We start from the raw sequence: 11,665 nt of genomic DNA, 5'->3' as shown, positions 1-11,665 counted from the left end.
AGATGCGGTGGAGATGCGCTCGCACGCTCGTGGGTGGGCCCACGCCACGCTCACCCCGTCGGAGGACGGCTACGCTGACCGGGGGAGGTGCCAAGTGGACGCATCTGACGCGGAGTTGGGCGAGAGGCCGGAGCCCGCCACCGTCGGTGAGCCGGGCGAGGAGCCGGGATCCGCTGCCGTCGGTGAGTCGGGCAAGGATCCGGAGCCCGCCACCGTCGGTGAGCCGGGTGAGGAGCCGGAGTCCACCACCGTCGTGGTGATCGGGGCGGGGCCGGCCGGGCTGACCGTCGCCAACCTGCTGCGCAGCTGCGGCATCGACTGCATCGTCCTGGAGCGCCGCAGCCGCGAGTACGTGGCCCGGCGGCAGCGGGCCGGCATCGTGGAGAGCCGTGCCGTGCGGATGTTCGCGTCCTGGGGCCTCGCGGACCTGGTGCTGGGCGGCCCGCCGCACGACGGCATCCTGGAGTTCCGGGTGGACGGCGAGCGGCACTTCGTCGACGACACCGACGGCTCGGCGGGCCCCGGGGCGCGGCTGTGCCCCCAGCAGGTCCTGGTCCAGAAGCTCACCGCCGCCCATCTAGCCGAAGGCGGCGACCTGCGGTATGAGGCGGCAGACGTCTCGCTGCACGGCCTGACCGGCGACCGCCCGACCGTCCGCTACCGCTCGGCCGACGGCGTCCCGCACACCCTCACCTGCGCCTTCGTCGCCGGCTGCGACGGGGACCACGGCATCACCCGCACCGCCGTCCCCGACGGCGTCCTCACCGCCCACACCCTCGACCACGGCATCGGCTGGCTCACCGTCCTCGCCGACGCCCCGCCGCCCGCCCACCCCCTCCTCGCCGTCAGCCCGCAGGGCTTCGCCGCGCACTTCCCGCGCGGACCGCACAGCAGCCGTTACTACCTCCAGTGCCCGCCCGGCGACGACCCCGGCGCCTGGCCCGACGACCGCGTCTGGGACGCGCTGCGCACCAGGCTCGCCGACCCCGCCCTCACCGCGGGCCCGGTCACCGACCGCGAGACCTTCCGGCTACGCAGCCTCGTCCACGACCCCATGCAGTACGGGCGGCTGTTCCTCGTCGGCGACGCCGCCCACATCGTGTCCCCGATGGGCGGCAAGGGCATGAACCTCGCCCTGTACGACGCCGATCTCTTCGCCCGCGCCGTCCGGGACCACGTCCGCGACCACGACGACACCGGGCTGCGCGAGTACTCCCGGCGCTGCCTGCGCCGCGTCTGGAACGACCAGGAGTTCTCCCACTGGCTGACCCGCACGGTCCACGACGCCGGTGACGCCACCGGCTCCGGCCCCTTCCTGCGCCACCTGGCCCGCGCCCGCCTCGACCGCCTCTTCACCTCCCCGACGGCCACGCGGGCCTTCGCGGAACTCATGACGGGCCTCGAGTGAGCGCTACGGCAGGCCGCGGACGCACTCCACCCACCCCATTCAGTTCCCGGGGAAGCGGACTCCCGTGAGTTCCTCCGACACCTGCCAGACGCGCCGGGCCTCTTCGGGGCTGTCCAGGCGCGAGTAGAGCTTCTGCTTCCCGGGAGGGCCGCCCATGTGTCCGGGGCCGAGCGGCCCGTAGAACCCGCCGGGCTCGGCGTCGGGGGAGGTGGCGGCGTACAGGGCGGGGAGCTGTGCGGTGTGGACCGTCCCGGCGAGGATGCCGCGCGCGGAGAGGACCCGGATGAGGCGCACGCCCATGGTGTCCTTGGCGCGGCCGACCTCGGGGCGGGCGGCGAGCAGGTTCGTCGGGGCGATACCGGGATGGGAGAGGTTGCTCGTGATGCCCCAGCCGTGGGCCCGGCTGCGCCGGTCGAGTTCGAGGCCGAAGAGGCCGAAGGCGATCTTCGACTGGCTGTAGGCCTTCCTGCCGTCGTAGGAGCGTTCCCAGTTCAGGTCGGCCCAGTTGATGGCGCCCTGGTTCGCCGCGACGCTGAGCTGCGAGGTCACGCGGGCGCGGCCGGCGCGCAGCAGCGGCAGCAGATGGGCCACCAGGGCGACGTGGCCGAGGTGGTTCGTGCCGAATTGCAGCTCGAAGCCGTCGGCGGTCCGCTGCCGGTCGGGCGGGGTCATGACACCGGCGTTGTTGATGAGGAGGTGGATCGGCCGGTCCTCCTTCGCGAGGGTCTTGCCGAGGGTCCCGACGGAGGCGAGCGAGGACAGGTCGAGTTCACGCAGCGACACGTCCGCGTGGGGGACCGTCCGGCGGATCGCGGTGAGCGCGGCCTCGCCCTTGCGCGGGTTGCGGACGGGCAGGAGCACCTCGGCACCGGCCGCGGCGAGCCGTGTGGCGAGTCCGAGCCCGATGCCGTCGCTCGCTCCGGTGACGACGGCGCGCCTGCCGGACAGGTCGGGGACGGTGATGTCGACGGGGTTGCGTGGCATGGGCCCACTCCTGGGTCGAGTCGTGTCGTTGCCTCCACGGTCGTGGACGACGGTGTCTCTGTGCAGGACCGGCCGATCCACTGATCGGGAGGTCCAGGCTCGGGCGGAACCCGGCGACCGCAGGACGAGCGCCGTGGCGGCGGCAACGGCTGAAGGGGGGACTGACGATCCGTGGCTGCCGAGACGCACGGCCGGTAGAAAGGGACGTCGAAGGAGCCGGACGCGGTGACGCGAGCGAACCCCCATGCTGGGGCGGGCGCGCACCGAGCACACAGGCACACAGGCACACAGGCACGGCGGCGGAGGCACGTACGGTGATCGATCGGACCGGACTGGCTGAGTTCCTGCGCCGCCGCCGCGCCTCGCTGCAACCCGAGGACGTCGGCCTCCCGCGCGGACAGCGCCGCAGGACGAGCGGGCTGCGGCGGGAGGAAGTGGCCGTGCTGTGCCACATGTCGACCGACTACTACGCGCGGCTCGAGCGCGAGCGCGGACCCCAGCCGTCCGAGCAGATGATCGCCTCCATCGCGCAGGGACTCCACCTCTCCCTGGACGAGCGCGACCACCTCTTCCGGCTGGCCGGACACACCCCGCCCCCGCGGAGCGCGGGCAGCGAGCACATCGGTCCCGGCCTGCTGCGCATCCTCGACCGGCTGTACGACACCCCCGCGGAGGTCGTGACCGAACTCGGCGAGACACTGCGGCAGACCCCGCTCGGCGTCGCGCTCACCGGCGACCAGACCGTCTACAGCGGCCCGGCCCGCAGCTTCGGCTACCGGTGGTTCACCGACCCCGCCGCCCGACAGCTCTACGCCCCCGAGGACCGCCCGTTCCTCACCCGCATGTTCGTCTCGGGCCTGCGCGGGGTGGCCACGCTGCGGGGGCCGGGTTCCCGCGCGGCCCACTACGCCGAGCTGCTGCTCGCGCAGAGCGAGGAGTTCCGCCGGGTGTGGGACGACCACGAGGTCGGCCTCCGGCCCCGCGAGGTGAAGCACTTCGTCCACCCCGAGGTCGGCGCGCTGGAGCTGACCTGCCAGACGCTGCTCGATGCGGACCAGTCGCACCGCCTGCTCGTCTACACCGCCGTCCCCGGCAGCGAGAGCTACGAGAAGCTGCGGCTGCTGTCCGTCATAGGAGCACGGACCTGAGCCGGGCCCGGGCCCGTGCCTTCATGAGCAGGGCACCGAAGGCGTCTTGAGGGTGCCTGTACGGCGCTCGTGGCCGCTCACGCGCGCTCGCGGGTGTTACGGGATCGCAGGCGTCACGCGCTCGCGGAATCCGCGGCCCGCGGTTCCCCCATGCCGGGGCACCCGCCCTGCCCGGAGCCGTCGAGGAACCGCTCGGCCCAGTTGCCCAGCTCCTCCAGGGCCGGCCGCAGCGCCTCGCCCGCGGGAGTGAGCTGGTAGGAGACGCTCAGCGGCGGACCGGCGTCCACCTCGCGGCTGACCAGACCGGCCTTGCCGAGTTCGGCGAGGCGGTCGGAGAGCATGCGCTCGCTGATCCCGCTGACGGCGCGGCGCAGTTCGGCGAAGCGTCCCGGGCCGCTCATGAGGCTGGCGAGGATCACGCCGTTCCAGCGTTTGCCCAGGAGGACGAAGACGCGTTCGACCGCGCCGCCCGCTCCGGCGCATCGCCCCTCGTCCTGCCACTCCGTTGTCATGCGCCCATGGTACCGCTCGGGGTTCACGTGCTGCGAAAAAGTAAGCTACTGTTGAAGGGTAAGCAGCTAAAGAAGCCGCTGTACGGCGCCCCTGTGCGCCGGCCGCAGGACCGCCGCACGCGCGCGCACCGCACGTCCGCGCGCCCGCCCCGAGGAGTTACCGACATGTCCGTTCTGCTGCACATCGACTCGTCCCTGTCGCCGCTGGAGAGGTCCGGTTCCCGTCAGCTCACCGCCGCGTTCCGCAAGGCGTGGGAGGAGGCGCACCCGCAGGGCAGCGTCGTCTACCGCGACCTGGCCGCCGCCCCCGTGCCGCACCTGGACGCCGCCACCGTCACGGCCGAGTCCGTCCCGCCGCTGCGCGAGGAGTTGATCGCCGAGTACGAGAAGGCCGACGTCGTCCTCATCGGCGCCCCCATGTACAACTTCACGATCCCCTCCACCCTCAAGGCGTGGCTGGACCAGATCATCCTGGTGGGGCGGACCTTCGGCGAGGGCGTGGCGCCGACCGGCAAGCGCGCCGTGGTCGCGGCCTCGCGGGGCGGCTCCTACGCCCCCGGCACGCCGCGGGCGGGCTTCGACTTCGACACCAACTACCTGGAGAAGGTGCTGGGCGGCGGCCTCAACCTCCAGGTCGAGACGATCACGCGCGAGTTCACGATGGCCCCCGTCATTCCCGGCATGGCGGAACTGCTCCCGCTCGCCGAGGAGTCGGCGCGGAAGTCGCTGGAGCGGGCCGCCGACTCCGGCCGCGAGCACGCCGCGCTCGCGGCCTGACGCGACGGGCGCCGCCCTCCGCCGGGCGCGGCGCCCTCCTCTCGTTGAATCGTCATCAATAACAGGCCCTTTGGCCCGACGGCCGTCCGGTACCAGTGGTAGGCATAGCGGTGACCGCTTCCGCTCATGACTACGGAGGGATGGGCCGTGGACACCGCAGGCCGTTTCCGCGCAGCCGTCGACCACCGGGACCTCGCGGCCCTGGACGAGCTGTTCACCGACGACATCCGCTTCTACAGTCCCGTCAAGTTCCCGCCCTTCGAGGGCAAGCCGATGGTGCTGGGTCTCTTCAGGGTCCTGCTGCGCGTCTTCGAGGACTTCCGGTACGTCGGTGACCACACCGGCACCGCGCAGACCAGTGCCGACGGCGCCACCGCGCCGTCCGCGGTGCTGCTCTTCCGCGCCAGAGCCGGCGGCAAGGAGATCCACGGCATCGACCTGCTGCACTTTGACGGCGACGGCCGGATCAAGGAGTTCACCGTCATGGTCCGCCCGCGGTCCGCCGTGCACGCCCTCGGCGAAGCGGTGCTCGCCGGTCTGGTCGAGGACGGTCTGGCCCCCGCCCCCGACGCCGGATCGTCCGACGCCGGACCGCCGGTCGCCGGCCGGTCGGCGGGAGGGCGCTGACACATGGGGGCGAGGGTGCGGGCGGAATCCGCCGTCCGGCCGTCGGCGAAGCCCCCGGTGCTGCCCCCGCCGGTGCGCGCGTGGCTCGGACCGACCGCCGTGCTCGCCGCGCTGACGGTCGTCGTGCTCGGCGCCCGGTACGCGGGGCACGGCCGGCCCGGCAGGGTGGACGCGTGGCTGGAGCCGCCGGCGGAGGGGGTGGGCTCGCCGTGGCGGCGTATCGCCCTGGCGGTGGACTTCCTGGGGGAGCCCGGGGGAGCGGCGGCGCTGGTCGTGGTCGCCGTGACGGGCTGTCTGCTGCTCCGGCGTCCTCGCGCGGCGGTGCTCGTCGTCGTGGGCGCCGGTCTGGCCGTGGGGACGGCGACGCTGCTCAAGCATCTGGTGGGACGGACCATCCACGGCGAAGGCAATCTGTCCTATCCCAGTGGGCACACCGCCTTCGCCACCGCGCTCGCCCTCGTCGTGGGGCTGCTGGCGACGGGTCTGCTCGGTCTCGGCAGGGCGGCGGGCACGGTGCTCGTGCTCGCCGCCGGGCTGGTCGGCGGCGCCGTGATGGGCTGGGCGCAGGTCGCCCTGAGCGCGCACTACCCGACCGACGTCCTCGGCGGCTGGTGCACCGCGCTGGCGGTGGTACCGGTGGCGGCGTGGCTGGTCGACGCGGCGGCCGACCGGCTGCCGGGCCGGACGGCCGACGTGGCACGACCGAACAATCCTTGAGGTGCCGTCAGCGGCCGGGCAATAGCTGACGTACCGTCAATCGCCGTTCAGCCCTTGACGTCCCTTACGTTCCGTCGCCTCACGCCAGGCGGCGGAACACGGGCTTCACCGGTCGTCCGCCCAGCCAGGGGGTGGGGTCACCGGCGTCCAGCGCCTTGCGGTAGGCCGCGCACGCGTGGGCCACCACGTCGACGGTGCGGTCGATGTCGGCGTCGTCGAGCGCGCTGCTCACCACGAACGACGGGGCGAGCACGCCGCCCGCGAGGAGCCGGCGCAGGAACAGGGTGCGGTAGCGCTGCGAGGGTTGCCCGTGCTCGTCGAGGGTGGCGAAGACCAGGTTGCTGGCCCGGCCCCGGACGACGACGTGGTCGCCGACACCCGCGCTCGCCGCGGCGTCGCGGACCCCGGCGGCCAGCCGCTCGCCGAGCGCGTGCAGCCGCGCGGTGACGCCCTCCTCGGCGTACGTGGTCAGCACGGCCGTCGCGGCGGCCAGCGAGTGCGTCTCCGCGCCGTGCGTGGTGGAGAGCAGGAACACCCGGTCGTCGGAGTGGCGCAGCCCGCCGCGTTCCATCAGTGCGCGGCGCCCGGCCAGCGCGGAGACGGCGAACCCGTTGCCGAGCGCCTTGCCGAAGGTGGAGAGGTCGGGGGTGACGCCGTACAGGCCCTGGGCGCCGGCCTCGGACCAGCGCAGGCCGGTGATCATCTCGTCGAAGACCAGTACGCAGCCGTGCCGGTCGGCCAGTTCGCGCAGTCCGGTCAGGTAGCCGGGCGGCGGTTCGGTGTGGCCGGCGGGTTCGAGGATCAGGCAGGCGACGTCGTCCTGGTACCGGGTGAGCAGTTCTTCCGTGGCGGCCAGGTCTCCGTAGGGGAACGTCACGGTGAGTTCGCTGGTGGCCGCAGGGATGCCGGCCGACATGGGTGTGGTGCCGATGAACCAGTCGTCGACGGAGAAGAACGGGTGGTCGCCGCAGACGGCCACGCGCCGGCGCCCGGTGGCGGCGCGGGCGAGGCGTACCGCGGCGGTGGTGGCGTCGGAGCCGTTCTTGGCGAACTTGACCATCTCGGCGGTCGGCACGGTGGCCAGGAAGCGTTCGGCGGCCTCCACCTCCACGATGGACGGCCGGACGAAGTTGCTGCCGCGGTCGAGCTCGTGCCGCACCGCTTCGAGCACGCGCGGGTGGGCGTGGCCGAGGCTGACCGACCGCAGCCCGGATCCGTACTCGATGTAGCGGTTGCCGTCGACGTCCCAGACGTGGGCGCCGCGACCGTGGCTGATGACCGGGGCCAGGTTCTCGGGGTACTGGTCGTCGCCCTTGGCGTAGGTGTGCGCGCCTCCGGGGACCAGGGCGTGCAGCCGTTCGTTCGCCTGCCGCGACCGGGGCAGCAGGATTTCCGCCGTGTCTTGGATGCCCACGCCGGCCTCACCTCTTTCTTTGCCTGGTGCTGTGTGCCTGGTGCTGTGTGCTTGGTGCTGTAGGTTTCACCGCTGTTTCAGGACCTCGGCGAGGGTCGGTGCCTCGCGGTCCCGTGCGGACATCGACGTGGCCGGCAGCGGCCAGGGGATGGCGAGTTCGGGGTCGTCGAAGCGGATCGTCACGTCCTCGGCGGGATCGTGCGGGCGGTCGATGCGGTAGGAGGTGTCGGCGGGCTGGGTCAGTGCCTGGAAGCCGTGCGCGCAGCCCGCCGGAATGTACAGGGTCGTCTGCGTGGTGTCGGACAGCTCGAAGGAGGCCCAGCGGCGGTAGGTCGGCGAGTCCGGCCGCAGGTCCACGACGACGTCGAAGATCCTGCCGTACGAGCAGCGCACGAGCTTGGCCTCGCCCGCGCCGGAGCGCAGGTGCAGGCCGCGCAGCACGCCGCGGGCCGAGCGGGAGACGCTGTCCTGGACGAAGGCGTGCGGGTCGAGGCCGGCGGAGCGGACCACGTCGGCGTCGAAGGTGCGGGAGAAGAAGCCGCGTTCGTCGGTGCGGGGTGCCGGCTCGAAGAGGTACGCGCCGGCGATCCCGGGGACTTCGGTCGCCTTCATGGTGTCTCCCGCGTGGCGTGGGCGTGGGTCTGGCCGGCGGCCGGGAACAGGGCCGCGGTCAGGGCGGTGAGGTGGGCGTCGAGCTGCCGGACGGCGGCCTCGTTCCGTTCGGTGAGGGTCTGCCGCAGTTCGGCCGAGTGCCGCTCCAGGGCGCGGAACTGTTCGAGGAGCCGGTCGGCGTCGACCTCGCGGGCCGGGTGGCAGTAGGCGCCGAGTCCCATCCGTTCCATGAGCGCGTCGCTCTTCTCGGCGTAGCCGAGGGCGAGCGTGGGCGTGCCGGTCCTGACCGCGCAGATCAGGTTGTGGTAGCGGGTCGCCACCACGCTGTCGGCCGCCGCCGTCTCCTTCATCAGGTCGGCGAGCGAGGCCGGTTCTGCGGCGGTGACCAGCGGTGAGCCGACCGCGTCGAGGATGGCGTCGACCACGGGCCGGTCGACGTCGTCGCCGGTGAGCAGCCGGACCGGTCTGCCGTCCGCGACGAGCGCGCGCACGAACCGGGTCGTCCCGTCGAGGTAGCGCCGGTGGATCTGGTCCGCGCGGTCGCGGTCGTCGTTGCCGCCGTGGAAGGCCATGACGCCGACGCAGACGGTGCCCGGCGCGCCGGAGGGGGCGGACGCGGGGGGTGTTGGGAGGGCGAAGGCGAGGTCGGGGTGGACCGCGTCGCGGGAGGTGTCCACGCCCATCGCCCGCATCGCGTCGCGGGACGGGGCGTCCCGGTAGGACCGGTGGGCGGCGAGCCGTGCGGACCAGCGCACCAGGGTCCGGGTGGGCCGGCTGCCGATCGGGGCGGCGCCGACGCCGACCAGGGCGACCGGGGTGCGCAGCAGTCTGCCGGTCGCGCAGAGCAGGAACAACGAGTAGGGGAAGCCCCACGGCCGCAGCGGCAGCGTGGCCTCCAGGACGCCCATGCCGGGCACGATCACCACGTCGTGCCGGCGCGTCCAGGCGGCGGTGCGGAAGACGTCGATGACTTTGCCGATGCCCTTCGCCGCGATGGCGCCCGCGCGTGAGGCGGTGCGGTACTCGCCGCGGTACCAGTGCAGCCGTGTCGCGGGGATCCCGTAGCGGGCGGTGACGGCGTCGGGTCCGCCGCACAGCGCGTCCACGACCGCCTCGGGGTGGGTGGCGCGGAGGTGTCCGAGGACGGCTTCCAGCGAGCCGTCGTTGCCGAGGTTGCCGGAGCCGAGCAGTCCGAACACCCCGACGCGTACCGCGGTCATGCCCGCCTCCCTTCGTGGCCGTCCCGGCCGGCCACGAGGGCGTCGACGTCGACGGTGAGCCGGTCGGGGTCGACGGGGGCGCGGTCCTCGACCCGCTCGCCCGCGCCGCCGGGGCGGGCCCGGCTGGTCATCCACGCGGCCAGGTGGCGGTAGCACTCGCGCCGCTCGGCGGGGGACAGCGGTGCCCGGCGGATCGCCGCGACGAAGCCCCAGACGTACTCGGCGAGCAGCCGCGGTGTCGGGTGCAGCGGGCCCGCGCGGCGCGGGTCCAGGTTGACGCACCGGGAGCGCTTGGAGGGGTTGGCCCGTTCGGCGCGGGTGGGGTGGTCGCGGCGGAAGTAGAGCAGTTCCGGCACCTGGTGGAAGGGGCCGTGCAGGCCGATCTCGGCGACGAAGGTGCGGTCCGCGTGGTGGTAGCTGTCGAGTGGTCTGACCCGGCGCAGCACGTCGGCGCGTATGACTCCGTAGAAGTCGTCGCCGCCGGGTTCGAAGAGCATGCTGCGGAACCGTTCGGGCGGGTGCGGGGAGCCGGTGGCGAGGGTGTACTCGTAGGGGACCTTGACCTTGCCGTCGCCGTCGATGACCGCCTGGTCGGTGTGGGCGAGGATGATCTCGGGCCGCTCGTCCAGCGCTTCGATGCAGCGGCGCAGCAGGTCGCGGCCGTAGAGGTCGTCGTGCGAGGCCCACTTGAACAGTTCGCCGCGGGACTTCACGAAGACGTGGTTGTGGTTGGGGGTGGCGCCGACGTTGCGGGGCAGGCGCAGGTACCGGATGCGGGAGTCCTTCGCGGCGTACCGGCGGCAGATGTCCTCGGTGCCGTCGGTGGAGGCGTTGTCGGAGACGATCAGCTCGAAGTCCTCGTAGGTCTGGCCGAGCAGGGCGTCGAAGGACTCGGCCAGGTACTCCTCGCCGTTGTACACGGGCAGGCCGATGCTCAGCCGGGGTGGGGCGGTCATGGGGTCCTCACTTCGCGGATGTGGTCTCGGTGGTGCTCGCGCAGGGCGGAGCGCAGGTGCAGCCACCACAGGGCCGAGCTGCTGAGCGTGGCGGCGGCGACGCCCCAGGCCGAGCCGGAGGTGCCGGCCAGGGCCGCGCCGCCGAGGCCGCCGCCGGCGTAGCAGGCGGAGGCGAAGAGCTGGCAGCGCAGGCTGCGCTGGGCGGCGGCGAGGGCGCGCAGTCCGGCCGCGGCGCCGGTGCCGAGTCCCGCGCCCGCGACGCCGAGTGTGATCGGCACGATGAGCTGTGAGGCGGCGGGCCATACGTCGCCGAGCGCGAGTTCGCCGAGCCGGCCGGGCATCAGCAGCAGGGCCGTGCCCCACAGGAGCGCGGCGAGGGCCTGGCCGCCGCCGAGGAGGAGACAGAACCTGCCGAGCAGGTGCGGGGCGCGCCGCAGGACGCGGGCCGCTTCCGGGACGGTGACCAGGGAGAGGCCCATCAGTACGGCGAGGAAGGGGCCGAGCAGGAGTTCGGCGCCGCGCACCGCGCCGACCGCGCCGACTCCGACGATGACGCCGAGCCCGTAGGCGCGGAGCTGGCTGGCGCCGCTGAGGGCGACGTTCTCGACGAGGTAGCGGTAGCCGAGGTCGCGCTGTTCGCCGAGCCAGCCGCGCGCCTGTGCGACCCGGGGCCGGATGCCGGACTGGAGGCAGCCGTAGGCGGCGGCCACGGCGGCGGAGGCGCCCCAGGCGAGCACGAAGGCGGCGACGGTGTCCACGCGGGCCGCCACCACCATGGCGGGGACGAGCGCGACGCCCCACACGAGGTCGTTGACGAACGCCTTGCGGCCGGTGCCGGCGGCGAAGAACGCGAACCGCCAGGCGTCCTGGAGCAGCAGGGCCGGCAGGACGACGCCGAGGCAGGCGAAGGCGGGTCCCACGCTGCCGCCGAGCGCGAGCCCGGCCGTCAGACAGGCCGCGCCGAGGGCGGTGCCCAGACCGAGCGCGGTGCCGGTCGAGCGGGCCACCGCCGCGCGCCAGGACGTGGCGGGCACACCGCTGAAACGCACCACGAGCGGGTCGGTGGCCAGGCCCCGGGATACGTTGAGGACCACGCCGTAGGTCACCCAGGCCAGGCTGAAGACGCCGAACGCGGCCACGCCCAGCGAGCGGGCGACGTAGATGCCCACCACGAAGTTGGACATGCTGGAGGCCGCCTGGTCGGCCAGTCCCCAGGACAGCCGGCCGACGAGGGCGCGCCGGGCGGATCCGGCCGTCCCCGTCGTCTTCTCCTCCTGCGCGGTCATCGGC

The 11,665-nt window shown here is 73.5% G+C and carries 12 protein-coding genes; 5 read left to right on the top strand and 7 right to left on the bottom strand.

All coding sequences use genetic code 11. The features are described 5' to 3' along the window. The first annotated feature begins 253 nt into the window (after window positions 1-253). Window positions 254-1,408, top strand: a complete 1,155-nt coding sequence (locus tag ACFV6E_RS30075; protein ID WP_385465904.1) for a 4-hydroxybenzoate 3-monooxygenase — start codon at window positions 254-256, stop codon at window positions 1,406-1,408. Between the two features lie 39 nt (window positions 1,409-1,447). Here ACFV6E_RS30075 and ACFV6E_RS30070 read toward each other — a convergent pair whose 3' ends face one another. Next, entirely contained in the window at window positions 1,448-2,392 is a 945-nt protein-coding gene (locus ACFV6E_RS30070; protein WP_385465840.1) for an SDR family oxidoreductase, read from the bottom strand. 314 nt (window positions 2,393-2,706) lie between these two features. Here ACFV6E_RS30070 and ACFV6E_RS30065 point away from each other — a divergent pair, with 314 nt between their 5' ends. Beyond that, entirely contained in the window at window positions 2,707-3,540 is an 834-nt protein-coding gene (locus tag ACFV6E_RS30065; RefSeq protein ID WP_385164167.1) for a helix-turn-helix transcriptional regulator, read from the top strand. 113 nt (window positions 3,541-3,653) lie between these two features. On the opposite strand, the gene ACFV6E_RS30060 is transcribed toward ACFV6E_RS30065, so the two are convergent. After that, entirely contained in the window at window positions 3,654-4,052 is a 399-nt protein-coding gene (locus ACFV6E_RS30060) for a winged helix-turn-helix transcriptional regulator (RefSeq protein WP_385164170.1), read from the bottom strand. Window positions 4,053-4,217: 165 nt separating this feature from the next. Between ACFV6E_RS30060 and ACFV6E_RS30055 the strand changes: the two genes are divergently transcribed. The 3 genes from ACFV6E_RS30055 to ACFV6E_RS30045 all read left to right on the top strand — a co-directional run bounded on the left by ACFV6E_RS30055 (window position 4,218) and on the right by ACFV6E_RS30045 (window position 6,173). Continuing rightward, on the top strand, window positions 4,218-4,829 hold the full coding sequence (locus ACFV6E_RS30055; RefSeq protein WP_385164172.1) for an FMN-dependent NADH-azoreductase: 612 nt from the start codon (window positions 4,218-4,220) through the stop codon (window positions 4,827-4,829). Window positions 4,830-4,955: 126 nt separating this feature from the next. Further along, window positions 4,956-5,456 (top strand): nuclear transport factor 2 family protein, encoded by a 501-nt coding sequence (locus ACFV6E_RS30050; RefSeq protein ID WP_385465837.1) that lies wholly within the window; start codon window positions 4,956-4,958, stop codon window positions 5,454-5,456. A 15-nt stretch (window positions 5,457-5,471) separates the two neighbouring features. Then, window positions 5,472-6,173, top strand: coding sequence for a phosphatase PAP2 family protein (locus ACFV6E_RS30045; RefSeq protein ID WP_385465834.1), 702 nt, complete (start codon window positions 5,472-5,474; stop codon window positions 6,171-6,173). Window positions 6,174-6,252: 79 nt separating this feature from the next. Here ACFV6E_RS30045 and ACFV6E_RS30040 read toward each other — a convergent pair whose 3' ends face one another. The 5 genes from ACFV6E_RS30040 to ACFV6E_RS30020 all read right to left on the bottom strand — a co-directional run bounded on the left by ACFV6E_RS30040 (window position 6,253) and on the right by ACFV6E_RS30020 (window position 11,661). After that, on the bottom strand, window positions 6,253-7,587 hold the full coding sequence (locus ACFV6E_RS30040; RefSeq protein WP_385465831.1) for a glutamate-1-semialdehyde 2,1-aminomutase: 1,335 nt from the start codon (window positions 7,585-7,587) through the stop codon (window positions 6,253-6,255). 66 nt (window positions 7,588-7,653) lie between these two features. Continuing rightward, entirely contained in the window at window positions 7,654-8,199 is a 546-nt protein-coding gene (rfbC, locus tag ACFV6E_RS30035) for a dTDP-4-dehydrorhamnose 3,5-epimerase (protein ID WP_385465828.1), read from the bottom strand. Then, on the bottom strand, window positions 8,196-9,419 hold the full coding sequence (locus ACFV6E_RS30030; RefSeq protein WP_385465825.1) for a polysaccharide pyruvyl transferase family protein: 1,224 nt from the start codon (window positions 9,417-9,419) through the stop codon (window positions 8,196-8,198). The genes rfbC and ACFV6E_RS30030 overlap by 4 nt, the downstream gene beginning before the upstream one ends. Beyond that, a complete protein-coding gene (locus ACFV6E_RS30025) occupies window positions 9,416-10,375 on the bottom strand; it encodes a glycosyltransferase family 2 protein (protein ID WP_385164190.1) in 960 nt (319 codons plus the stop codon). Before ACFV6E_RS30025 ends, ACFV6E_RS30030 begins: the two co-directional genes overlap by 4 nt. Then, complete coding sequence (locus tag ACFV6E_RS30020) at window positions 10,372-11,661, bottom strand: hypothetical protein (RefSeq protein ID WP_385465901.1); 1,290 nt, start codon at window positions 11,659-11,661, stop codon at window positions 10,372-10,374. The genes ACFV6E_RS30025 and ACFV6E_RS30020 overlap by 4 nt, the downstream gene beginning before the upstream one ends. Between the last annotated feature and the right edge of the window lie 4 nt (window positions 11,662-11,665).

It is taken from the genome of Streptomyces sp. NPDC059785, from assembly GCF_042732375.1.
Lineage (GTDB): Bacteria > Actinomycetota > Actinomycetes > Streptomycetales > Streptomycetaceae > Streptomyces.
The sequence above is the reverse complement of the archived record's forward strand: the minus strand, read 5'-3'. Positions and strand labels throughout refer to the sequence as shown.